Annotated in this window: 22 protein-coding genes and 1 tRNA gene; 13 read left to right on the top strand and 10 right to left on the bottom strand. The window is 61.7% G+C overall.

What is annotated here, in order from left to right; genetic code table 11:
- Positions 1–47: 47 nt before the first annotated feature.
- Genes dapF through ftsY form a run of 3 tightly spaced genes read left to right on the top strand, consistent with a single transcriptional unit; the run spans position 48 to position 3040 of the window.
- Positions 48–821, top strand: coding sequence for a diaminopimelate epimerase (dapF, locus tag JK202_RS12825; protein WP_211561663.1), 774 nt, complete (start codon positions 48–50; stop codon positions 819–821).
- Positions 818–2020 (top strand): radical SAM protein, encoded by a 1203-nt coding sequence (locus JK202_RS12820; protein WP_211561661.1) that lies wholly within the window; start codon positions 818–820, stop codon positions 2018–2020. The genes dapF and JK202_RS12820 overlap by 4 nt, the downstream gene beginning before the upstream one ends.
- 60 nt (positions 2021–2080) lie before the next feature.
- Positions 2081–3040, top strand: a complete 960-nt coding sequence (ftsY, locus tag JK202_RS12815; protein WP_211561659.1) for a signal recognition particle-docking protein FtsY — start codon at positions 2081–2083, stop codon at positions 3038–3040.
- Between the two features lie 28 nt (positions 3041–3068).
- Here ftsY and JK202_RS12810 read toward each other — a convergent pair whose 3' ends face one another.
- From JK202_RS12810 to argC, 7 genes are all read right to left on the bottom strand, one after another.
- On the bottom strand, positions 3069–3539 hold the full coding sequence (locus tag JK202_RS12810) for a hypothetical protein (RefSeq protein WP_211561657.1): 471 nt from the start codon (positions 3537–3539) through the stop codon (positions 3069–3071).
- 9 nt (positions 3540–3548) lie between these two features.
- Positions 3549–5519 carry a hypothetical protein gene (locus JK202_RS12805; protein ID WP_211561655.1) on the bottom strand — a complete coding sequence of 657 codons (1971 nt, stop codon included), beginning with the start codon at positions 5517–5519 and terminating at the stop codon, positions 3549–3551.
- 89 nt (positions 5520–5608) lie between these two features.
- The gene (locus tag JK202_RS12800; RefSeq protein ID WP_211561653.1) at positions 5609–6898 is read right to left on the bottom strand and encodes an adenylosuccinate synthase; all 1290 of its coding nucleotides are present in this window, start codon (positions 6896–6898) and stop codon (positions 5609–5611) included.
- 57 nt (positions 6899–6955) lie between these two features.
- Positions 6956–8095 carry an ATP phosphoribosyltransferase regulatory subunit gene (locus tag JK202_RS12795; RefSeq protein ID WP_211561651.1) on the bottom strand — a complete coding sequence of 380 codons (1140 nt, stop codon included), beginning with the start codon at positions 8093–8095 and terminating at the stop codon, positions 6956–6958.
- Positions 8092–9249 (bottom strand): phosphoserine transaminase, encoded by a 1158-nt coding sequence (locus JK202_RS12790; RefSeq protein WP_211561649.1) that lies wholly within the window; start codon positions 9247–9249, stop codon positions 8092–8094. The genes JK202_RS12795 and JK202_RS12790 overlap by 4 nt, the downstream gene beginning before the upstream one ends.
- Before the next feature lie 54 nt (positions 9250–9303).
- A tRNA-Leu gene (locus JK202_RS12785) sits at positions 9304–9387 on the bottom strand.
- 75 nt (positions 9388–9462) lie between these two features.
- Positions 9463–10362: an N-acetyl-gamma-glutamyl-phosphate reductase gene (gene argC / locus JK202_RS12780; RefSeq protein ID WP_211561647.1), complete on the bottom strand. Its 900-nt coding sequence runs from the start codon at positions 10360–10362 to the stop codon at positions 9463–9465.
- A 183-nt stretch (positions 10363–10545) separates the two neighbouring features.
- Between argC and mazG the strand changes: the two genes are divergently transcribed.
- The 7 genes from mazG to JK202_RS12745 all read left to right on the top strand — a co-directional run bounded on the left by mazG (position 10546) and on the right by JK202_RS12745 (position 18652).
- Complete coding sequence (gene mazG, locus JK202_RS12775; protein ID WP_211561645.1) at positions 10546–11328, top strand: nucleoside triphosphate pyrophosphohydrolase; 783 nt, start codon at positions 10546–10548, stop codon at positions 11326–11328.
- 179 nt (positions 11329–11507) lie between these two features.
- Entirely contained in the window at positions 11508–11771 is a 264-nt protein-coding gene (locus JK202_RS12770) for a hypothetical protein (RefSeq protein WP_211561643.1), read from the top strand.
- 127 nt (positions 11772–11898) lie between these two features.
- Complete coding sequence (locus JK202_RS12765) at positions 11899–14319, top strand: glucose/quinate/shikimate family membrane-bound PQQ-dependent dehydrogenase (RefSeq protein ID WP_211561641.1); 2421 nt, start codon at positions 11899–11901, stop codon at positions 14317–14319.
- A 90-nt stretch (positions 14320–14409) separates the two neighbouring features.
- On the top strand, positions 14410–15453 hold the full coding sequence (queA, locus tag JK202_RS12760) for a tRNA preQ1(34) S-adenosylmethionine ribosyltransferase-isomerase QueA (protein WP_211561639.1): 1044 nt from the start codon (positions 14410–14412) through the stop codon (positions 15451–15453).
- Positions 15454–15482: 29 nt separating this feature from the next.
- Complete coding sequence (tgt, locus tag JK202_RS12755) at positions 15483–16628, top strand: tRNA guanosine(34) transglycosylase Tgt (protein WP_211561683.1); 1146 nt, start codon at positions 15483–15485, stop codon at positions 16626–16628.
- A 131-nt stretch (positions 16629–16759) separates the two neighbouring features.
- A complete protein-coding gene (locus tag JK202_RS12750) occupies positions 16760–17809 on the top strand; it encodes a purine nucleoside permease (RefSeq protein WP_211561637.1) in 1050 nt (349 codons plus the stop codon).
- Positions 17810–17872: 63 nt separating this feature from the next.
- Positions 17873–18652, top strand: a complete 780-nt coding sequence (locus JK202_RS12745) for an MgtC/SapB family protein (protein WP_211561635.1) — start codon at positions 17873–17875, stop codon at positions 18650–18652.
- Between the two features lie 12 nt (positions 18653–18664).
- Here JK202_RS12745 and JK202_RS12740 read toward each other — a convergent pair whose 3' ends face one another.
- The gene (locus JK202_RS12740) at positions 18665–19741 is read right to left on the bottom strand and encodes a purine nucleoside permease (protein WP_211561633.1); all 1077 of its coding nucleotides are present in this window, start codon (positions 19739–19741) and stop codon (positions 18665–18667) included.
- Positions 19738–21279 carry an adenosine deaminase gene (locus tag JK202_RS12735; protein WP_211561681.1) on the bottom strand — a complete coding sequence of 514 codons (1542 nt, stop codon included), beginning with the start codon at positions 21277–21279 and terminating at the stop codon, positions 19738–19740. Before JK202_RS12735 ends, JK202_RS12740 begins: the two co-directional genes overlap by 4 nt.
- Positions 21280–21436: 157 nt before the next feature.
- Between JK202_RS12735 and queG the strand changes: the two genes are divergently transcribed.
- Positions 21437–22495, top strand: a complete 1059-nt coding sequence (gene queG, locus JK202_RS12730) for a tRNA epoxyqueuosine(34) reductase QueG (RefSeq protein WP_211561631.1) — start codon at positions 21437–21439, stop codon at positions 22493–22495.
- Positions 22492–22725: a ribbon-helix-helix domain-containing protein gene (locus tag JK202_RS12725; protein ID WP_211561629.1), complete on the top strand. Its 234-nt coding sequence runs from the start codon at positions 22492–22494 to the stop codon at positions 22723–22725. The genes queG and JK202_RS12725 overlap by 4 nt, the downstream gene beginning before the upstream one ends.
- Here the strand turns inward: JK202_RS12725 and JK202_RS12720 are convergent.
- Positions 22719–23039 carry a hypothetical protein gene (locus tag JK202_RS12720; RefSeq protein ID WP_211561628.1) on the bottom strand — a complete coding sequence of 107 codons (321 nt, stop codon included), beginning with the start codon at positions 23037–23039 and terminating at the stop codon, positions 22719–22721. The genes JK202_RS12725 and JK202_RS12720 overlap by 7 nt on opposite strands.
- Positions 23040–23209: 170 nt before the next feature.
- On the opposite strand from JK202_RS12720, the gene JK202_RS12715 reads away from it, so the two are divergent.
- On the top strand, positions 23210–24040 hold the full coding sequence (locus JK202_RS12715) for a TerB family tellurite resistance protein (protein ID WP_211561627.1): 831 nt from the start codon (positions 23210–23212) through the stop codon (positions 24038–24040).
- Positions 24041–24071 lie beyond the last annotated feature (31 nt).

Here is a 24071-nt window from a genome sequence, read left to right as displayed (position 1 = left end):
TGTTCCCCGTGCGTCAACCCGCGGGATGCTTTATGAGAGGCCCCATCATGACCCTCCCCTTCACGAAAATGCACGGTCTGGGCAACGATTTCGTCGTGATCGACGGCCGCCAGAACGATCCTGCCCTTGATACCGCAACGATCCGCCACCTCTGTGACCGGCGCTTTGGAATCGGCTGTGACCAGCTTGTGCTGCTGACACCGCCAACGCTGGCAGGGGCGGATGTGCATGTCCGTTTTTTCAATCCGGACGGTTCTGAGGCCGGGGCCTGCGGCAATGCGTCGCGCTGCGTGGCAAAATTCGTCGGTGGCGCGCCGACGCTCCAGACGGCGGCCGGGCTTCTTCCCACGACCCATGACGGCGATCTTTTCACGGTCGATATGGGCGCACCCCGTCTGGACTGGCGGGACGTGCCGCTTTCGGAACCCTGTGACACGCTCCATCTGCCACTGCATGATGCGGCAGCCTGCTCTATGGGCAATCCGCATGCCACGCTCTTTGGCGATGCCTCCCGCGCTGAAATGCTGGGACCCGACTTCGAACGGGATCCTCTCTTCCCCGAACGCGCCAATATCGGCTTTGCGCAGATCCTGTCCCGGACGCATATGCGCCTGCGCGTCTGGGAACGTGGCGCTGGTCTGACGCTGGCCTGCGGGTCCGGCGCCTGCGCTGCCGTGGTGAACGCCGCTCGCCGGGGCCTGACCGAGCGCACCTGCACCGTGACAATGGATGGCGGAGATCTGCGCATCACATGGCGCGAGGACGGCCATGTTCTCATGACCGGCCCAGCCGTCACGGTTTTCCACGGGACCACCGCGTGACCGCCTCCGTCCTGACGTTCGGCTGCCGCCTTAATGCGCATGAAAGCGATGGCATGGCCCATCATGCGCGCGGGCAGGATGACACCATCATCGTCAATACCTGCGCCGTAACGACCACGGCCGAGCGACAGGCCCGACAGGCCATCCGCCGCGCGCACCGGGAGAACCCGGACGCGAAGATCGTCGTGACGGGTTGTGCCTCCGACATCGCGCCAGATCGCTGGGCCGAGCTTCCGGGTGTTGTCCGCGTCGTGCCCAACGAAGACAAGCTCAAGCCTGCCATCTGGGGCGACCACGGCGCGGGACTGCCTCCTTCCCGTCATGCGCGCGCGCTTCTTCAGGTCCAGCAGGGCTGCGATCATCGCTGCACGTTTTGCATCATTCCCTATGGTCGCGGCGATTCCCGCTCCACACCTGTTGAGGACGCCATCGCGCGTGCCGAGGCGCTTGTCGAAGCCGGGCATCAGGAAATTGTCCTGACCGGCGTGGATATCGCGTCTTGGCAAGGTCGCGACGGCAAAGGTCTGGGCGCATTGTGCCGCGAACTGCTGGGGCGTGTGGAAGGTGTCCGGAGACTGCGTCTTTCTTCCATTGATCCCGTCATTCTGGATACAGAGACGGGGGATGCGGATCTGTGGTGGCTGCTGGAAAATGAACCGCGCCTGATGCCCCATCTGCACCTTTCTTTGCAGGCGGGATCGGACCTTATTCTCAAGCGCATGAAGCGCCGTCACGATACGGCCGGGGTCACGGCGACGTTGCGCCGTGTTCGGGCCCTGCGTCCCGAGACGGGCGTCGGGGCCGATCTGATCGCAGGCTTTCCCACGGAAACGGACGCCCTGTTCGAAGAAACCCGCTCCTTTATTGAAGAGCAGCAGATCCCTTTCCTGCATGTTTTCCCTTATAGCGAACGCCCCGGAACCCCCGCTGCACGGATGCCAGCCGTCCCCAATGCAGAACGTCAGAAACGCGCGGCACAGCTCCGCGAAGTCGGGGACAAAAACCGCGACCGTTTTCTTGCACGTCTCATCGGCACCGAATTCGATATTCTGGCCGAAGCGCCGGATCGCGGCCATTCGCCGGAATTTGCCGCCGTACGGTTGACCGGAACCGCGCCTGCGCCAGTCCGGGGCAGTTTTGTGCCCGTTCGGGCTACGAGACTGGAAAACGGGACACTTCTCGCTGAAATCCGCAGCTGAAACGCGCTCAGATCTCCCTATCCTCTTGACGTTCGGCCCGACCTGTCCGAACTCCCTTGCATGGCTGGATTTTTCTCACGACTCAAACAGGGTCTTTCGCGCTCGAGCACCCGTCTCGGTGCTGTTTTCACGCATCGCAAGCTGGATGAGACCGCGCTTGAAGAACTTGAAGACGAACTGATCGCGGCCGATCTCGGACCCGCTGTGGCCGAGCGCGTCATTGAAAGCTTCCGCAGCACGCGCTTTGGCAAGGACGTCACCAGCGACGAAATCCGCGAGACCCTGGCAACCGAAATCGCCCGTGTCCTCGAACCCGTCGCCATTCCGTTTGAGCCCGACCCGAAGAAAAAGCCCCATGTCGTGCTGGTCGTCGGCGTCAATGGCGTCGGCAAGACCACGACCATCGGCAAGATGTCCCGTCTTTATACGGAAGAGGGCAAATCCGTCATGCTGGTGGCAGGGGACACGTTCCGCGCTGCCGCTGTTGAGCAGCTCGAAGTCTGGGGCAAGCGCGCCAATGTGCCGGTGATCTCCGGAAAGCATGGCGCCGATGCTGCGGGGCTGGCCTATGACGGCCTCAAGCGCGCAACGGAAGCCGGAACAGATCTGCTCCTGATCGACACTGCCGGACGCTTGCACAACAAGGGCGCGCTGATGGAGGAACTGGCCAAGGTCATCCGTGTCATGCGGAAGTTCGACGAAACGGCCCCCCATTCCGTTCTACTCGTCCTTGATGCCACGACTGGCCAGAATGCCATCGAGCAGGTCCGTGTCTTCCGGGAACTGGTCAACGTCACCGGGCTGATCGTGACCAAACTGGACGGTTCTGCCCGCGGCGGTATCGTCGTGGCACTGGCGGAACAGTTCAAGCTACCGGTCCACATGGTCGGCGTTGGGGAACAGGCCGAAGACCTGCGTCCCTTCTCTGCGCAGGAATATGCGAAGGGTCTTGTTGGCGGCTCCAACGATCTGGCTGCCAGACTGATGGAAACTTCAACTGAAGAAACAACGCCCGAGTGAGGCCCGGCTCCTGCGACCGCGATACAGGTCAGGTCGCAGGCGCGTCTTCGTCCGAAGACATCCATTCGTCCTGAAGATACGCGATACGCTTTTCGATGGACTTGCGCTCGCGGCGTGCGACTTCCGCGTTCCACAGCCTGCCACCAATGGCCGATGCTTCCGCCACGAGCCAGGCCGCTCCCGCTGAAAGCCAGTCGAGTGCCAGGGTGACGGGCTGCGTGATCTGCGCGATGCACGTATCCCAGTCTCCGTTGGCGGCCCAGGCTTCGTGCAGGGGATGCACCATTGCCGCCCCGACATAGAACAGCACGATCATGATCCGCTGACCGTCTGCATTGGGGTCAAAGAACCTCAATGCCACCAGAGGAAGCAGCAGAACGCCCGCGACCACCAGGCTGCCTGGAACATAGGAGAGCAGCAGGCCGATAATGATCCCGTGCCACCAGCGGAATCCCGGAGCACGAAGTGAGTCCTGTTCTGCCTGTCTAACGGACGCCATAGGTCTTCCTCACCGACAGAACTCCAGCCAGATGCTTGCCATGGCTACCGCAATGCCCGTCAGAAGTGAGAAGAACTCCCCGGAATTGCGTGCTTCACGATCATTGGCGGCCCTTCGTTCGGGCGCCTCATCGAGAACACGCATCAGATTGCTGATTTCAGCCTCCGCTTCCTGAGCCTGTCGCTGGTCCAGTCGAAGGCCGGTCGGATCATTGACGGTTGCAAGAAAGGTGCCCAGATTTCCTTCCTCTGCCACCTTGCCAAGGCGCACGCGCCGCCGGGCGCGGGCGGTTTTACTCCGCCACTGGCGCAGCTCCGTTTCCAGCAATGGGAGTGCCCGCTGGGCCATGAAACTGAGCGACGTCTTGTCAAATTTTCTCTGCACGGACGCAAGCAGCGTCAGGTCCGCCAGCCAAGCCGGCAGTCCCGCTTTCTGCGACTGCGAGAGAGGAATGACACCCTGGCGTGCGCAGTTCGCTTCAAGGAAAGAGCGCATCTGGTCATCCAGAAAGCCGCTTCTGCCAAGCGCTTCATCAGGCAGGTCCTCGATCCCCACATGGCGGTTCAGCCATTGCAGCAACCCTTCCGGAAGAGAAATCCGCAATTCCTGGCATCTCTTGGAAAGGCACGGGAGAAAACTGTTCATGTCATACGGGAAGCGTCTGACCAGATCTGCCCCTTTAAGACCCATGCGCCGTGCGGCCACGGATAATGTTGTTATCTGCCGCGCCTGCCGCTGGGGAAGATGAGCCGACATGAAAGCATCCGGATTTCCCGCCATGAAACTCAGGATATTGCGGACTGTTCGCTCTTCATCGGGCGTGGCGGGCCGGGTTGTGGCCTGAACCAGCATCTGGGGCAGCGCCTCCGGCCAGAACCATAGCCCTCCCCAGAACATTGGCGCCGCAGGATCCAGAACGGAAATCGCGTGTGTGATGACCATTGTGGCCGGATCGACCGCTTTGCTGCCGCCCGCTGGAAGGAATGAGGCACTGGCCTGCTCGATCAGGCTCGCCATGACGGAGAGTTCAAGTTCGCGGTGGAGCCAGTTGCTGACTACCTTCCTTTGCAGCAATGCCGAAAACTCCGCAGGATGTCGCCCGGCATACCAGGCCAGAGCCTGCGGCGTATGGACGGCGTTCCCCCCGATCATGATCGGGATCCGCGCGGGGATGACGGGACGGACCGTGAAGAGTTTGCTGGGCGCAATCGTCACCAGATCGCGTGGCGACGGACGGCTGACGGGGTCATCGGACAGCATCGCCGTCAGAAGGGAGCGCAGTCCGACGGGCACGTTCTGACCGTCCATGTAGGCAGCGGGGGTGCCAACTTCAAAACGCTTCTTGAGGATGTCCGCATCGGACAATCCCTCAAGTGGCAGCTTCCCCGTAGCGAGCGCGAGGATAATGACCCCCAAGGAGAAAATGTCGCAATCCGTCGTGCCTTCGCCGCGTGCGGACGGGCGACAGACGGCGGAAGACAACGGCTCGAAAAGAACAGGCTGCTTCTCAGCCGGTGCGGACACTCCCAACGGCCCCAGGACGACCTGATGCAGTCCTTGCCCCACGAAGAGATTGTCGGGCCGAATACTGCGGCATGTGAGTTTTGCGGCTTCCAGGTTTTGCAGAAGCGAAGCCAGCGGACGGATCACACCATCGATCAGCTGGCTTTCCGTCCATAAGCCAAGGCTTTCTGCAAGCGAGGGGCCAGGCGGATGTGGGCAGAAGACCCACAGAATGCCCTGAGAGTATTCATGGGTCCGGATAGGAATCACGCTCTCATGACGGAAGAACATGATTTCGGAAAGGCGGGCTGATGGTGCGAACGGGGCCAGGGCAAGATAGGACGCCCCGGATGTGGTCATGTCCTGGGCGCTATATGTCTCACAGCCCCCGAGGTCAGGCTGTTTGCGGTCCAGGCTGATCAGATACCGCTCGGCGATGAGCAGTTCCTGGCTGTTATCTGCCTGCGTGTCGGCCATTGAAATCCCGTTGTTTCCCTATCCGGTCTTTTGTGCCGGATAGGGATTGAGACTTCGTTAATGCAACGACCGATTCCGGGGCTGGAAGATCAGTCTTCGAACGGATCGCGCATCAGGATGGTGTCGTCGCGTTCCGGGCTCGTGGAAAGCAGCGTCACCGGGGCTTCGATCAGTTCTTCGATGCGGCGGACATATTTGATGGCCTGCGCGGGAAGTTCGGCCCAGGAACGAGCACCTGCGGTCGTCTCTTTCCAGCCCGGCATCGTCTCGTAAACCGGCTTGACGCGGGCCTGTGCGCCCGGAGCCGACGGGAAGGTCTCGATCATCTGACCGTCCAGTTCATAGCCGACGCAGATGGAGATCTCGTCCAGACCATCCAGCACATCCAGCTTCGTCAGGGCGATACCGCTGACGCCACCGACGCGGACGGCACGACGGATCAGAACCGCATCGAACCAGCCGCAACGACGCGGACGGCCCGTCACGGTGCCGAATTCATGACCGCGCTCGCCAAGGGTCCGACCGGTCTGGTCATGCAGTTCGGTCGGGAAAGGTCCCTCACCCACGCGGGTCGTGTAGGCCTTGGCAATTCCGAGCACGAAGCCGACGGAAGACGGGCTGACACCGCTGCCCGATGCAGCAACGGCCGCAACTGTGTTGGAGCTCGTGACATACGGATAGGTGCCGTGGTCGACGTCCAGCATGACAGCCTGTGCACCTTCGAACAGGATGCGACGACCGGCACGACGGGCTTCGTCCAGACGATCCCAGACCTGGCAGGAGAACGGCAGAAGACGCGGCGTGATCTCGGTCAGGAAGTCCTTGAGCTGCTCCTTCGTGAAGGTCTCGGCACCCAGACCAGCAAGCAGCGTGTTGTGGTGCAGGAGCAGTTCGTCCAGCTTCCAGTCCAGCGTCTCGGGCTCGGCCAGATCGCAGATACGGATGGCGCGACGGGCCACCTTGTCCTCATAAGCCGGGCCGATGCCACGGCCGGTCGTGCCGATCTTGTGCTCACCACGGGCAGCTTCACGGGCACGATCAAGCGCACCATGAACCGGCAGGATCAGCGGGGCGTTCTCGGCGATCCACAGCGTCTCGGGCGTAACGACGAGGCCCTGTCCGGTGACGCGGTCGATCTCGGTCATCAGGGCCTTCGGGTCCACGACGACGCCATTGCCGATCACGCCGATCTTGCCGCGCACCAGACCGGACGGCAGCAGGGACAGCTTGTAGACCTGATCGCCCACGACCAGCGTGTGACCAGCATTGTGGCCGCCCTGAAAGCGAACGACGATATCGGCGCGGCTGGCGAGCCAGTCGACGATCTTGCCTTTACCCTCGTCTCCCCACTGGGTTCCGATCACGGTGACGTTGGACATGAGCTGACTTCCTAGAACTGACAATACAGGGCGGGAGAAACGAAAGGGACCGACGGGTCAGAGCGGCTGGGCCGCCTCATCCTTCCAGACATGGGTGCAGCGCAGATGACGCGCCTGAGCGGCCGCATCTTCATCATGCGACAATGCAGAAACCGTGGCGTAACCGGCCTTGTGCAGACCGGAAAGAGCGTCTGTATCAAGACTGACCGGCACATAGCAGCGCGGGCGCGACGCAGACACGGGAGCCGCGCGCAAAAGGGCCTGCGGACGGAGCGTCAGGCCACAGGCGGGTTCTTTCCCCGCGAGATAGCGTCCGCCACGTCCCAGTTCTTCACGCGAACTGGTCGAAAAGACCGTCACGCAGAGGCCTGTGTGATAGCGCCAGCCACGGAAATCCACGGGATCAATCGTCAGACGCAGATCCGGGCTACGCTCGCGGATTGCTGCCACGGACGCCGCCAGACGCTCGAAATGTCCGGCGATTTCTTCGGGGTAATCCAGCTCTGCCAGCAGATCCAGCGCACGGTCGGCAGGCCCGGCAGCGCGCAGCATGACGGCCAGCATTCCGGCGATCGAACCGCCAAGTTCGGCCACGGCACTGGCATCCTTGCGGTCCAGCGCGTGCAGCAGGGGCTCACGATCGGCTTCGGGAATGACAGCTTCGATCAGGCCCAGCGCCAGAACGGGCATGGACAGATCGAACGAAACGCCTTCAATTCCGAGTTCCGCAAGAGCCTTCGCGCCGAGCGCGATGACTTCAGCATCGGCCTGCGCGCAGTCGGGGCCGATCAGTTCGATCCCGGCCTGCGAAACCTGACGGTCGGCTTCGCGACCCGGCGTGCCGACAACAATGCAGCTTCCCGAATATGACAGGCGCAGCGGGCGTGGGGCGTCCTGAAGGCGAATGCTCGCAATGCGCGCAATCTGCGTCGTCATGTCTGGACGCAGCGCCATCATGCGATGCGAATTCGGGTCCATCAGGCGGAAGGTCTGGGGGGCCAGGGATTCGCCCGATCCGCCCAGCAGGGAGCTTTCAAATTCCAGCAGAGGCGGCCGGACGCGCTGATAACCGTGACGGGAAAACGCTTCCATCACGCTGGCAATGCCACGGGCTTCGGCTTCAGCCTCACCGGGCAGCAGGTCCGCAAAACCGGAGGGCAGCAGGGCCGCGCTGGGGGTTTCGGAATACAGGCTCATACCGAAAACTCCATCCGGGTCTGCTCATGCGCCCAGTCGAGCCAGGGCAGCAGCGCTTCGATATCGGCCGTCTCGACCGTCGCACCACCCCAGATTCGCAGGCCGGCCGGAGCATCGCGATAGGCGGCCAAGTCGTAACCCGCATCTTCCTTCGCGACGAGCCCGGTCAGGTGCTTGACCGCCTTGCCTTTGGCTTCGTCAGACAGGCTCTCAAACCAAGGCGCCGTGATTTTCAGGCAGATGGACGTGCTGGAACGGGTCTCTTCCCGAACCGAGAGGAACGACACCCAGTCCGCAGTTTCGATCCATGCTGCGACGACTGCGAGATTGCGCTGTGAACGGGCCTTCAGGGCCGGAAGACCGCCAATCTGCTCGGCCCAGCGCAGACCATCCAGCGCGTCTTCGACGCAGAGCATGGACGGCGTGTTGATCGTATCGCCTTCGAAAATGGCTTCGATCAGGCCCTTTTTATTGGCCAGACGGAAAATCTTGGGCAGCGGACGCGGAGACGGCTGGGCCAGACGGGCGGCAGCACGCGGGCTGAGTGCCACCATGCCATGCGCGGCCTCGCCACCCAGTGCTTTCTGCCAAGACCAGGTCACGATATCGAGCCGGTCCCAGGGCAGATCCATCGCAAATGCCGCAGAGGTGGCGTCACAGATAACCAGACCTTCGTGTTCGGCCGGAATGGCGTCCGCGTTGGGAATGCAGACACCGGACGTCGTGCCGTTCCATGTCAGAACGACATCGCGGGTCCAGTCCACTTTCGTCAGATCCGGCAGCTCGCCATAGGGCGCGTCCAGAACGCGCAGATCCTCGATTTTCAGGACGTCGCGCAGATCCTGTGCCCAGGTTCCGGAAAAGCTTTCAAAGGACAGGACATCGATCCCGCGCTCACCGGCGAGCGCCCACAGGACCATTTCCACGGCCCCCGTATCGGAGGCCGGGACAATGCCGACGCGCCAGTCCGACGGAATACCAAGGAGGTCTTTGGAGCGTGTGATGACGTCTTTAAGGCGCGCGCGACCTTCCGGCGCACGATGCGAGCGGCCCAGCAGGGCCTGATCCAGACCGGACAAGGACCATCCGGGACGCTTGGCGCAGGGACCTGAGGAGAAGAACGGGCGGGAGGGTCTGACAGTCGGCTTGGACATGCTCGTTCCGTGCTGATCGGTCCTGAGGTCATTCCGGCAGGAAATGACCGCACATGGTGCGAGAGAGGGGATTCGAACCCCTATGCCTTTCGGCGGTCGATTTTGAGCCGACTGCGTCTACCGTTCCGCCACTCTCGCGCGGGCGGCCCGAACCCTAATGCATTCCCGGCGAAAGTGCCAGAGTGCAAAATCCGGACCGAAAAATGATATGCCTCAGAGGTCCAGCATCAGGATCAGGTTCTGGATGGCAGCCCCCGAAGCGCCCTTACCCAGATTGTCCAACTGCGCGGTCAGGACGACCTGCTCGCCATTATGATGGACGCGCAGCTCCATGTCGTCGGTGTTGGCGAGGGTATCCGCCACAAGCTGCGTTTCGGCGGGGACGACGCGCACATGCTCGCATCCGGCATAGGCATCCTGAAGTACCGCTTCGAGTTCCGCAGCCGAGGGCTGTCCCGGCAGATCTTTCAGGTGCAGCGGAATGGACACGATCATGCCCTGCGGGAAATGCCCCACCGACGGCACGAACAGCGGCTGGCGCGTCAGGCCGGAATAGTGTCGGATCTCGGGCAGATGCTTGTGCTTGAGGTTCAGCCCATACAGGAAGAAGGCCGGACCGCCGTTTTTCTCATGCTCTTCAATCGCAACCCGCCCTGCCCCGCTATAGCCGGAGACGGCGTTGATCGAGACAGGATGGTCGGCCGGGAGCAGCCCTGCCCGGACCAGAGGCCGCATCAGGGCAATGGCGCCCGTCGGATAGCAGCCGGGATTGGCGACAAACCGTGCGTCTTTGATGACAGCGGCCTGTTCCGCATCCATTTCGGGAAAGCCATAAGCCCAGCCATCCGCAATCCGATGCGCCGTGCTGGCGTCCAGAATCCGGACGTCCAGTCCCTCAGAGAGTGCCACGGTCTCGCGTGCAGCATCATCGGGCAGGCACAGAATGGCGACATCCGCCTGTTCAAGCATGGAGCGGCGTGCTGCCGTATCCTTGCGCAGCGCCGGATCGATGGACAGGACTTCCAGACCATAAGAGGCCGGGAGGGCTTCGATCCGCTGGCGGATACCCAGACCCGTCGTGCCTGCTTCCCCGTCAATGAAAATGCGTGCCATGCGCCATCCACCCTGTCTGCAAATCCACCCGCCACTGTAGTATCGGGCAGGTCCCTGAAACGTCCGGCAGTCGTTTTACGTCGGGAATGTCATGCTGTCACCCGCTGGCGCCTTACCCGGCGCTTTCATACCTGACGCCGCACGGGTATGAACCGTGCAGCACGATAACAGCAGGATGTTTCCATGACCCAGTCCTCCCCCCGGCAGATCGACCGCCTGCTGGACGTCATGAAGCGACTGCGGGACCCTGAGAGCGGCTGCCCCTGGGACGTGGAACAGACCCCGGCCACGATTGCGCCTTTCGCGATCGAGGAAGCCTACGAGGTCATGGACGCCATTGCGCGTGACGACCGTGACGCCATTCCGGACGAACTGGGAGACCTGCTGCTGCAGGTGGTCTTTCAGGCCCAGATGGCTTCAGAAGCCGGGCATTTCGACTTTGAGACCGTCGCGGGCACGATTGCCGACAAGCTGGTGCGCCGTCACCCGCATGTTTTTGGCGATGCGGCGATGGATGACGACACATGGGAGCGGGAAAAGGAAGCCGAACGCCAGCGCAAGGCCGAATATGGAACGCTGGCGGGCGTTGCCCTGCCGCTGCCTGCCCTGATGCGCGCCGCCAAGCTGACACGCCGCGCGGCTCGCGTGGGGTTCGACTGGGACGATGCCACGGGCATTCTCGACAAGGTCCATGAAGAAATCGACGAGCTGAAAGCCGAATTCGGCGGGGACCGTGACCGGATCGAGGACGAACTGGGCGACGTCCTGTTCACGGTCGCAAGTCTGGCCCGCAAGCTGGATATCGACCCCGAAGCCGCCCTCCGCCGGAGCAATGCCAAGTTCACCCGTCGGTTTGAGGCCATGGAAGCCATGCTCGCCCAGAAGGGTCAGACCATGGCCGAACAGGATCTGCCGACGATGGAAGCACTCTGGCAGGCTGCGAAAAAGCTGCCCGGTATGAAATAAGGACCGGATTTTTGGTATGGGCGTCTATTCCGGATGTAACAGACGCTCCACCGTCAATGTAACCGCCGTACGGCTCTATCCCTGTACAATCCGTATCACTCGGTTACATGGGTCCTTATCCTTTATTAACTTTCTGATCCGAAAATGACTTCGTTCCTTTCCCACGGAGTCTTTTCCTCATGACAAGCATTTCCTCCATCGGCTCTTCCGCCATGAGCAGCCTTTACAGTTCGGGCAGCGCGTCGTCTTCCAGTTCGTCCTCGTCGTCGAGCGGAACGTCCTCCACGCAGGAAACCACCACGACCAAGACGAATGCCGATGGCTCCACAACCACCATCGTTGAAGATGCCCAGGGCAACATCATTTCCGAAACGACCTCTGGTGGCTCTTCCAGCACCGGCTCAAGCAGCGACACGAGCCATCTGCTCAGCGTCTCCGCCTGATAAACGCCGCGGGCAGCCGGTGACGTTTACTGCTGCCCATCCGCATTTCTGTACCTTTATTTTAAAGAAACCCCACTCTCAGGCTGCGCTTTAAATCCTTCAGATCCATTCCGAAGGAAAAACATCCATGGCGTCGTCGTCCGCCCGGCCTTTAGTGCAGACCCTGACCGGTATTGGCCTTGCCATACTGGGACTGGCCCTTTTTCTGCCGGGACTGCGGCTCATCGCTCTGGGAGGGGCATTTTATTACGCGGTAGCCGGTCTGCTCATGGTTCTGTCCGGCATCATGCTGGCCATGGGACGGCGCTCCGGTCTGGCGATCTATACCGCCCTTCTGGTCTATACCCTGATCTGGGCGCTGTGGCGGGTCGGGCTGGATGGCTGGCGACTCATTCCGCCGCTGGCCCTTCCCGCCGGAATCGGTCTGTGGGTTTTTGGCCCTTGGATCGGCGGCCGTTTGATGGACAGCCGGCGCCATGTCCGGGTCAACAGCACCGTGCTGGGCGGTATGGGAGGCTGTCTGACGCTGTTTGTGTTCATGTTCGCCTGCGGCTGGTATATTACGAGCCAGCGCTATCAGCAGCTCAATTCCTTCCCCGGATCAACGGGAGCCAGTCTGTCCGGCAGTGACCAGATGGCGACCAATGACTGGCAGTTCCATGGCGGCACACCCGCCGGAGACCGTTTTGCAGCCCCGACGCAGATCAATGCGCAGAATGCGCATAATCTGAAAGTCGCCTGGGTCTATCACAGCGGTGATCTGCCGCGTTCGGGCGAGAACTCCCGCGGCCGCGAGTTCAGTTTCGAAGCCACACCCATCAAGATCGGCAATCGCCTTTTCTTCTGTACACCGCACCGGGACGTCGTGGCGCTGGATGCCACGACCGGCAAGGAGGTCTGGCATTACCGGCCCGGCGGCGAATTTGGCGCGAATATCTATCAGGCGTGCCGTGGCGTGTCCTACGCCGACATTCCGGGAGCCACGGACTGTACGCATCGCATTATCTCGACGGATTCTGGCTCTCCGCCGACGCTTTTCGCACTTGATGCCGAGACCGGGCAGATCTGTCACAGCTTCGGGCATGACGGAAAGATTGATCTCCGCGACGGCATGGGCGCCATCCCGCCGGGCTTCCATTTCATCACGTCCCCGCCGATGGTTCTGCACAACCGGATCGTCACGAGCGGCTGGGTCTATGATGACCAGTCCGTTGATGAACCTTCCGGCGTTATCCGCGCCTTTGATGCCACCACCGGGCAGCTCGCCTGGGCTTGGGACATGGGCCGCGTTCCGGCCAACAGTCCGCTCGGCCCCAATGAAACCTTTACGCGTGGGACGCCGAATGGCTGGGGCGTCTATACGGCCGATGCGGGGCTGAACATGGTTTATGTGCCGCTTGGGATTGCCACGCCGGACTATTATGGCGTCAAGCGGCGCTCGTTTGACGAGAAATACGACACGTCTCTTGTTGCGCTGGATCTGACGACTGGCGAAGAGCGCTGGCATTTCCAGTCCGTGCATCATGATCTGTGGGATTTCGATCTTCCCGTCGGCCCGTCTCTGGTTGATCTGCCGGATGCCAGCGGCACGCTCACCCCGGCCCTCGTCCAGACGACAAAGCAGGGTGAGCTGTTCGTTCTGGATCGCCGGACCGGCCAGCCGTTCTATCGCGTGCAGGAAAAGCCTGTTCCGGGTGGGGATATTCCCAATGAGCGCTATTCCCCGACCCAGCCCTATTCAGTGGACATGCCAAACCTGCGTCGTCCGGATCTGACGGAAGATGATCTGTGGGGTGCTACGCCGTTCGACCAGCTTGCCTGCCGGATTGCTTTCCATTCCATGCGCTTCAAGGGCCTCTACACTCCGCCCAGCGAGCAGGGCACGATCGGCTTTCCCGCTTTCGATGGCGTGGCGGACTGGTATGGCGGGACGATCGATCCGGTCCATGGCGTCATGTATATCAACACGACGTTCATCCCGTTCCTCATGACGCTCGTGCCGCATGACAAGGCCGTGCAGGAAGGGCTGTTCAAACCCTGGAAGGGGTGGAACCAGCCCTATCCGGAACCGGTCTTCACTAACAACCCGCAGCATGGCCTGCCCTATGCCGCCGTCATCAAGCCCTGGCTCGGGCTGTTTGGCGCTCCGTGCCTTGCGCCGCCCTGGGGCAAGATGCAGGCAATCGACCTTGTTCATCGTCGGGTTATCTGGGAGCGCGCTCTCGGCACCACGAAGAATGTCGGGCCGACCAACATGCTGCGGATGCCCGTTGGGCTTCCCACCAGCATCTTCTCCATGGGCGGCAGCGTGACCACGCCTAACGGACTTGTTTTCATGGGCGCACTGGCGGACCAGAGTTTCCATGTTCTGGACGGGCATGACGGGCACACACTGTTCAAAACCGAGCTCGATGCGGGCGGCAATGCCACACCCATGACCTATATGGGCGAGGATGGCAGGCAGTATGTCGTACTCGCCGTGGGGGGACATGGCGGGCTGAAAACGCGGAACAGTGACGAGGTCGTGGCCTTCGCACTCCCGAAGTAGCCTCGAAAAGGCATTTTTCATTCAAAAAGATGCGCCGGGCCTGCGGGTCCGGCGTTTTCATGTGAGCCGAACCTGCTAGAGAACGTCCCCATGACGGACGATCTCGCCCCCTTCGATTTCGAACTTCCCCGCGATCATATCGCAACGGAACCTGCACGCCCGCGTGACAGCGCAACGCTGCTGCATGTCCGGCCCGGTCTGGCGCCTGATCCGCATGTAATCCGCGAGCTGCCGGATTTCCTGCGTGAAGGGGATCTGCTGATTGCCAACAATACGGCCGTTATCCGCGCCCAGCTTGCCGCCACACGCGGCGAGGCGAAGATCGGCCTGACGCTCGACCGCATTCTGGCAGACGGAAGCTGGCATGCACTGGCGCGCAATTCCCGCAAGCTGAAGCCGCAGGACATCCTACATTTCGGCAATGATCCGGTCACGGCCACCGTTGTCGAAAACGAAGGCGACGGCGCGGTCAGCATCCGCTTCTCGGTCGAGGGAGACGAATTCGACGCGTTTCTCGAACGTGTTGGTGCCTTGGCCCTGCCGCCTTATATCGAACGCCCTTTCGGCCCAACGAAGCAGGACGATGCGGATTACCGCACCATCTTCTCGCAGTATCGTGGCGCTGTAGCAGCGCCCACGGCGGGCCTGCATTTTACGCCTGAAGTGCTCGCAGCACTGGACGCGAAAGGCGTTCAGCGCCGGACGCTGACGCTGCATGTCGGCGCAGGCACGTTCCTGCCCGTCCGCTCCACCATCGCCGAGCACAAAATGCACGCCGAATGGGGCGAGATCGACGCCGAAACCGCGGCTGCCATCAACGAGACCCGTGCGCGTGGCGGCCGGATCGTCGCCGTCGGCACCACGTCCCTCCGCCTGCTGGAAAGCGCGGCCCGCGAGGACGGCACCGTGGCCCCATGGCGCGGCGAGACCTCCATTTTCATCAAGCCCGGATACCGCTTCAAGGCGGTGGACGTGCTGATGACGAACTTCCATCTGCCGCGTTCGACGCTGTTCATGCTCGTCTGCGCGTTCAGCGGCACCGAGACCATGCGTGAGGCCTATGCCTACGCCATCGCCAACGGATTGCGGTTCTATTCGTATGGCGATGCTTGCCTGCTGGAGCGCGCGCCATGAGCGACCACCCGACCGATCACGCCACCAAAATGACCTGGGCACCCGAAGCGACCTGCGGCATGGCACGCGCGGGGCATCTGCACACCCGCCATGGCACGGTCCCGACCCCGACCTTTATGCCAGTGGGAACCGTCGGAACGGTCAAAGGCATGACGATGGACGCCGTGCGCTCCACGGGTGCGGGCATCGTTCTGGGCAACACCTACCATCTCATGCTGCGCCCCACGGCGGACCGCGTGCAGAAGCTTGGTGGCCTGCACAAAATGATGGACTGGTCCGGCCCGATCCTGACCGATTCCGGCGGGTTTCAGGTCATGTCGCTCGGCGCGCTGCGCAAGCTCGACGAAGACGGCGTGACGTTCCGCTCGCATATCGACGGCAGCAAGCATCGCCTGACGCCGGAGATCTCGACCGACATCCAGTTCAAGCTCGACGCAACCATCACCATGGCGTTCGACGAATGCCCCGCACTCCCCGCCACGCCGGAAGTGCTGCGGAAATCCATGGAAATGTCCATGCGCTGGGCCGCCCGTTCCCGCGAGGCGTTTGTCGCGCGCGAGGGATATGGACAGTTCGGCATCGTACAGGGCGGAACCGAGCGGGATTTACGCGAATATTCCATCAAGGCTCTGAGCGATATCGGCTTTGAAGGCTATGCGATCGGCGGTCTGGCCGTGGGCGAAGGTCAGGAGCTGATGTTCTCGACGCTGGACTTCACCACGCCGATGCTGCCGCAGGACAAGGCGCGGTATCTGATGGGTGTCGGCACGCCGGACGATCTTCTGGGCGCAGTCATGCGCGGTGTGGACATGTTCGACTGCGTAATGCCTTCCCGCGCCGGTCGCACGGCCCGCGCCTATACCGAGCGCGGCACGATCAACCTGCGCAACGCCCGTTTTGCGGACGATACCCGCACGCTGACACCCCATGACGACACACCCATCGCCGGGCGTTACAGCCGCGCATACCTGCATCATCTGTTCCGCGCCAACGAGATGCTCGGCCCGATGCTGCTGACATGGCACAATCTGGCCTATTATCAGCGCCTGATGCGCCAGATCCGCGCCGCCATCGTGGACGGCACGCTTGACGCTTTGGCTGTGAAGCTGCGGGAAGACTGGGCCAAGGGCGACTGGACCGAAGACGAATGGCCGATGCCGGATCTGGCCCTGTAAGCTGGGGCTTTGCCCCAGACCCCACAAAGGGACGCGGTCCCTTTGATCCCGATTCATGAATTGGGGTGAAGGGGTCAAGACCCCTTCTGGGTGCAGGGCAGAGCCCTGCGTCACTCAAGAAAGCCCCATCCATGCGCCACGCCGTCTCCGGTTTCATTCTAGGCATCCTCCTCGCAACGGGAACGGCCTGCGCCGCGCCGGAAGAAATCCGCGTTCTGGTCGTCGCCAATTTCGAAGTCGGGCATGATACGGGTGACACGCCCGGCGAATATCAGGACTGGGTGGAGCGGCTGCATCTGGATGAAACCGTTCCCATCCGCGGCGTACCGGACCAGTTGCGCCGCAATGCGGACGGTGTGTACGGCATCGTCCTGCGACATGGCGATATGGATTTGCATGCACTGGCACTCGATCCGCGCTTTGACCTGCACCACACCTACTGGCTGTTTACCGGCATTTCCGGCGTCAATCCGAACATGGCATCGGTCGGCAGCGTGGCCTGGGCGCAATGGGTTGTGGACGCGGACGCCCTGCGCGAAATCGACGACCGGACCATTCCCAAGGGCTGGCCTTACGGGCTTTACGCGATTGGTGCGAGCCGCCCGGACACCCTGCCCGACAATCCGAACCATTATGGTTCGGTGACGGATGTGGCGCAGTTGACCAAGGCCTATCCGCTCAACCGGGGGCTGGCACGCTGGGCGTTTGCCCTGAGCCAGAACGTAACGCTTGAGGATGATCCGGTCATCGCTGAGCGCCGCAAGGCATGGCGCGGCTATCCGCAGGCCCAGAAGCCGCCGATGGTGTTGATGGGCGAGACACTGGGAACGGAACGCTACTGGCATGGCGCGGAACGCAACCGCTGGGCCGAGAACTGGGTCACGATGTGGACGAAGGGTCAGGGGCGCTTCGTCATGACCAATGAGGAAAGCCAGCATTACCAGTACGACATGCGAATACTGGCACGGCTGGGCTATGTCGATCCGGAGCGGATCATGGTCCTGCGCTCAGGCAGCAATTTCGACATGCCGCCACCCGGCGTTTCGGTCACGGCGTCCATGGGGGACGAAGGACCGGGACAAGCCGTTGCCTATGACAACAACGAGCGTGCGGGAGAGCCGGTCGTGCGCGAACTTGCGACGCATTGGGACCGCTACCGCGACCATATCCCCGAGCGCTGAGCCAAACTGTCACAACATTCTAGCGCCTGCCTGCGTTAACCTCGCAGAAGGAGCAGACACGGCATGCAGAATCTCATCACGCTGACGGCACAGGGACTGGTGGGTGAAGGGCGGCTTCAGCTTGAAGAGCTGGCGCTCGCTTTCGTTCTGTCTTCCCTTGTGGGGCTGGAACGTGAGATCCGGCAGAAAAGTGCTGGTCTGCGGACGCATACGCTGGTCGGGGTTTCCGCCGCCCTGTTCATGCTGATTTCTAAATACGGCTTCATGGACGTCATTGATGCCGGGCGGATCGTGCTGGATCCGTCCCGCGTGGCCGCGCAGATCGTCTCGGGGATCGGTTTCATCGGGGGCGGTGTGATTTTCATGCGCCGCGATGCCGTGCGGGGCCTGACCACGGCTGCGGCCATCTGGTTCACGGCAGCTCTGGGAATGGCCTGTGGTGCGGGACTGCCCATTCTCGCCATTGCCACGACGGCTGCCCATTTCATCGTCATGGTGCTGTTTCCAAAACTACTGAAACAGCTTCCGCGCTCGGGGGAACAGTCAACCGAGCTAACGATTTCCTATGAAGACAGTCGCGGGCTGCTGAGGACCATTCTGGTGAGTTGCACGGAGCTGCGCTTTGCCATTGATGGCGTGCGACTTGATGAAGAAAGCCGAAGCGCCGAGCAGCTTCTGGACGAGGCGGACCGTGAAGGGACGGCTCCTGCAGCTCCGCGTCCGCGCCTCGTGACGCTGATCATGCTGGTCCATGGCAGGCGTCCTGTTTCCCATCTCATCACGGGGCTGGGCGCGATTGATGGTGTTCATGAGGTCAGAAAGCTTGCTCCTGACCACGACTGAACACCCTGGATTTTACCGGGCCGTTGGCAGCGCCTTTTCATATTGACCCCAGTGCGTTGCCAGTTCCTTCACAACCATACTGCCCACGGTATAGGCGGCATCGACCGATGCCTGAAAACCCGAAAAGCCGGTCTCATGTGCTTCGTCCGACAGAAGCTGCGCGGCGCTCTGACCCGGCGGCGGCATGTCGAAATTGCTGGCGGTGCGCAGGATGAGCGCACGCTTCGGATCAACACGTCCGGCTTTGCCCTGAAGCGCCAGAGCCTGACAGAACGCGACGTCTTCTTCCGCCGTCGTGGCCATCACGCCCTGCCCGTCTGTCCAGTATTTCACCCAGCGCTCGGCCCAATGGTTCATTTTCGCGCCGACCCAGAAGGCTTCGCCCGAGATCGTGTCACCAAGCTGCACGGCGGGCGGCTTCTGGGCAGCGGCAAAGCCGGTGTAGCGCAGGCGCGAGGCCTTCAGGCCTGCATTGTCCGGCAGCGCGATGTCCTTTGTCAGCCCATAGGCCCACTGCACGAGGGACGGATCGAGCGTGTATTCCATGTCCCCCATGCCGGAATGAAGCGCAGGACGCGGCTTTTCATCGGGGGTGCTGCCCTGCACGGGCGTAAACCCGTCCGGCCAGGAGGCGGGGATTTCACGCGGGTCCACCAGATGGGACAGGCCACCATTGATAACGCGCGGTGCCCAGACGGCCGAACCGATCGTGCCGAAATTGGGATCAATCCCGCCAATCCCTGCCAGCACGAAATAGGCATGGCGCAGATCGAAGCGCGGATCGAGCACGAGTGCCGTGATGGCCGAGGCCATGTGCTCTGGCCCCTCCCCGCTTGCGATGCCCAGAACATGCAGGTCCGGATTGTAGTGCATCACGTCGTGATCGGTACCGGGGGCTGGGATCGTCTTCTGAAGCGGGAGTTTTTCGATCCAGTTCTGGTATTCGCCAGCCGTATCACCCGTGTCCTTGCCGATTTCGAAGGTCGTGACGACGACTACGCGCACGGGAATTGGTGTGTGGGCGGAAGCCGAACCCAGGGCACAGAGGGACAGGAACGCGGCCCCGAAGACGGTTGAGACAGATTTCACTGGTAGAGTCCCTCATGTGTGACAGTGGCTTCGAAAGTGCCGAACCGTTGTTCGAGCGCCCATTGCAGACGGGCTTTTTCGCTGGATTTCAGGAATGTCGTGCAGGACGCGGATACGACGGGCAGCGTCCGGCAGGCGGACACGAACTGTCCCGGCTGATGATCGGACCACAGGCTTTCCCCGGGGACGAACGCATATTCCAGACCAGTGCGGGACAGGGTTTTCAGATCGGCGTAGGACAGGTCATAGGTCTGGGCCGCACGGACATATTCCTGCGTCAGATCCCCGCGCGAGACGCCCTCGTCATCCGTGGAAAGCGCCATCGGGACACCGGTCCGGCGGTACAGCGGGAACGGGTGGGCCGCGCCTTTGACGCCGAGGATCTCGTCATTGCTGGTCAGGTTGATTTCCACCATCAGGTGACGCCGCGCCATTTTGGCCAGAAGCGATGCCGGGTCGTCCTCAAGCGCCACATCGACGCCGTGGCCGATCCGGCTGGCTCCCGCTACATCCATAGCTGCGCGGATGTGGTGACGCAGGCCGTCTGTCGGGACGAGACCGGTTGTGAGTTCTCCGGCATGCAGGCTGAGTTTCACGCCTGGAGTGACGCCGTTCAGGAAATGGAACATGCGCATGTGCAGGTCATAGTCGCGCATGGCGGTCGGATCGTCTTCGGGCGCCACGATATTCAGCCCGACGAAGCGCGGGTCGGCTTTTACGGTCGCATATCCCGCGTCAAGCTGCGCATAGACGGCCTGCGGTGGTAATGTGCGCAGGGTCTGGAACAGATAACGCACCGTCACGGCACATCCCGGATGCGCCTGTGGCGTTCCACATTTCAGGACGTCTTTCGCCTGTGCTTCCATCTGGTCCGTAGCCGTGCGGGCTTTCTGCACGAGAGCCGGGATTTCGGGGGCGAGCGCCTGATGCGCGGCGGGCAGATCATCATCTTTCAGCGGATGATGGAAACCCGCGCCAATCATTCCACCGATACCGGGCGAGACCATCAGTTCCAGATAGGTCACATGATCACGGGCTGCACGGTCCCGCGCTTCGGCCAGCATGTCACCGGAATGCGCATCATCGATGGCGCCGAAGCGGGCGAATGTTGCGAAGAAATGGTCATGCCCGGAGGCGTCACCTGGGGCTGGCACGAAGTCGCGCATGGACAGCGCATCGATCAGGACATTTTCCAATCCTGCATGATGCGACAGCTCGGCAGCAGATATCTCTCCGTCTCCTGGATGCGCGCAGGCGTGATCGAGAATGCGTTTTTCCTTCAGGGACACACACAGACCATCCCGTGCGGCCCAGTCCAGCATGCTCTCGGCATAGATCGCGCCGACCAGATGGTTGTGCAGGTCCGCCCCTTTGGGAAAAGCGCGGAGGAACATGTTCAGCCGGACAGGATCGTTCCGAACGTGGTCGTAAATTTGCGCGGCAGAAGGAGTGGCAGCGTGTGCGGCCGGAATCATTGTCAGCGCGGCGTTTATGGCCAGAAAAATGGCTGGCAGAACGGGATAGGAGGGATGTCGCATGGCCCGACGATGCCGCCCTGTCCCGGACGTGGCAAGCCATTTTAAGATCGTGACAAATCCTGTCTGGATCAGGCGTCCGGGAAGCCGGAAAAGCTGGTCCGTTTGTGCCCCCGATGGCATAACAGCAGCCTGTTCACCGGCGAGACTTATCCCCTCCATGACCGCTTTCCCGAAACCCGACACAGGGCCTGAAACCCGGATTGCGGACCATGCCCGCCATCTCGGTTTCGATGCGGTCGGGTTCTGCAAGGCTGAACTCGGGCCGGATGTGGCGCTGGGTCTGCGGGAATTCGTCGCGCAGGGCCATCATGGCACGATGGAGTGGATGGAAACGCGGATCGAGGAACGCGCCCATCCGCAGGCCCTGTGGCCCGAAGTCCGGAGCGTGATTTCCCTCGGCCTGTCCTATGCCCCGGCAGAGGGCCCGACAACCGATCCCGAATGCGGCAATATTTCCGTCTATGCCCGCAACCGCGACTACCATGACGTCATCAAGGGGATGCTCAAACATCTTGCGCAGTTCGTCGTGAAGCTGGGCGGACCCGAGACGCAGGTGAAGGTTTTTGTCGATACAGCTCCTGTCTCGGAGCGTGCACTGGCGGAAAAGGCGCATCTGGGCTGGACGGGGAAGCACACCTGCCTTGTTTCGCGAGACCACGGGTCGTGGCTGCTGCTGGGCGAGATCTACACCACGCTGGAGCTGACACCCTCCGCTCCCACAGGCGGGAGCTGCGGCTCCTGCACGCGGTGCCTGACGGCCTGTCCGACTGATGCGTTTACGGGGCCGGGGAAAATGGATGCCAAGCGCTGCATTTCGTATCTGACGATTGAGCATAAAGGCCCGATCCCGCATGAGCTTAGGCCGAAAATCGGCAATCATATTTATGGTTGCGACGACTGCCTGTCCGTTTGTCCGTGGAACCGGTTTGCCGAGAGCGCACGGCATATCAAGCTTCAGGCGCGGCCTGAACTGGTCGCCCCGAAGCTCGATGAACTGGTCCGGCTGGATGATGCGACCTTCCGGACGTTCTTTTCCGGCTCACCGGTCAAGCGGATCGGACGCAACCGGTTCGTCCGCAATGTTCTGATTGCGATTGGCAATTCTGCCGATCCGTCACTTGCATCTTCGGTGCGGGATCTGCTGCATGATCCGAACCCGGATATTTCTGAAACCGCGCACTGGGCTTTGACCCGTCTTGAGGAACACGCTGTATGAGTGATCTCGTCAAACGCAGCCTGTCGTTATCCGGTCACCGGACCTCAGTTGCGCTGGAGCCCGAATTCTGGGCGGTTCTGGACACGATAGCCACCGTGCGCCAGCAGAGCTTCGCTTCGCTGGTGGCTACGCTGGATGCAACACGACCGCCCGAGCGCCCTTTGGCCTCAGCATTGAGGGTGGCGGCCCTGATGCATCTGCAGAAAGAGCTTAAAACTCCCGATCAATGACCATCCTTCGGTAGGCCGAGCCAGTCCGGATGTTTGTGTTCGATCCAGCGCAGGACACGGCCCTGCAAACGGCGGAAGAACGGAATATCCTGTGAGAGCAGCATGACGCCGATGGGCAGCATCCACAGGCCCAGAACCGGCAGGATCGACAATACGCCGCCCAGCATGAACAGAATGCCGGCCGGAATCCGGACCCATTTGCGATCCGGCTCCCGCAGCCAGTTCAGCGCTTTCTGTAAACGTTCGGGCAGGCGCTGGATCAGGAGATCCATCAGTTCGTCATCGGTGCGGGGTATTGAGGGCGAAGGGGGCATGAAAATATCCGTAAAACGATCTGAAGAACCTGGGGCACAAATGCATGAGGCGGCGTCGGGTTCGTAATTCCGTCCTTATACCACGCAGGAAGCATGACGTTTCATCCGCCGCAGAGCGATCCGTGCGATCTGTCATTTGCCCCTGTGAATGGGCGTGCTAGATTGAAGGGATGGCTATCTGGGGCAAGATGTTCGGTGGTGTCGCGGGCTTCGCGGTTGGTGGTCCTTTCGGAGCACTGATGGGCGCAGCGCTGGGGCATGCTGCCGATAACGGTTCGCTACTCAAGCCCTCTACGGGTGGGTGGAGCGAGCGTTTTCCTGCGAACGGCCGTCCCGACCCCAATAGCGCCGCTTTCTTTGGTGCTGCCAAGATTGCAGCGGCTCTTGGCAAGCGCGACCAGCTTTATGCCATTGGACTCGTTGCCCTGTGCGCCAAGCTCGCCAAGGTCGATGGACCGGTGAACCGGCACGAAATCAACGCTTTCAAAACCTGCTTCCAGTTCCCGCCCGATAACGTCAAGGAAGTCGGCATGCTGTTCGATCGCGCCCGCGACCGGACGGACGATTTCGAGATGTATGCCCGCGAGATGGGCAAGGCCTATGCCGATAACACCGCGCCGCTTGAAAATCTCATGACGGCGCTGTTCCGGATTGCCCGTGCCGATGCGGGCCCAAGCCGCGAACTGCATCCCAAGGAAGTCGATTTTCTTCAGCGCGTGCATCGGGCTTTTGGTCTGCCAGCGGGGGCCTGGGACCGGGCGGAAAGCGGGAACAGCCGCGCTGCCAGCGGCAACGAGCCGGATGCCTATCGCATTCTCGGCATTACCCGCAGCGCAAGTGATACCGAAGTCCGTATCCGCTGGCGCACCCTCATCCGTGAGCACCATCCGGATGTTCTGGCCCAGAAGCCGATGTCCGAGGCCGAGCGCAAGCGTGCGCAGGACCGGGTTGCCCGCATCAATGCAGCCTGGGACCGCATCAAGCGCGACCGGCAGCTTTGATCTTTCGCAACCGTACGGAAACTTTCAGTCA

It is taken from the genome of Gluconobacter sp. Dm-62 (assembly GCF_018256155.1).
Taxonomy (GTDB): Bacteria; Pseudomonadota; Alphaproteobacteria; order Acetobacterales; family Acetobacteraceae; genus Gluconobacter.
The sequence above is the reverse complement of the archived record's forward strand: the minus strand, read 5'-3'. Positions and strand labels throughout refer to the sequence as shown.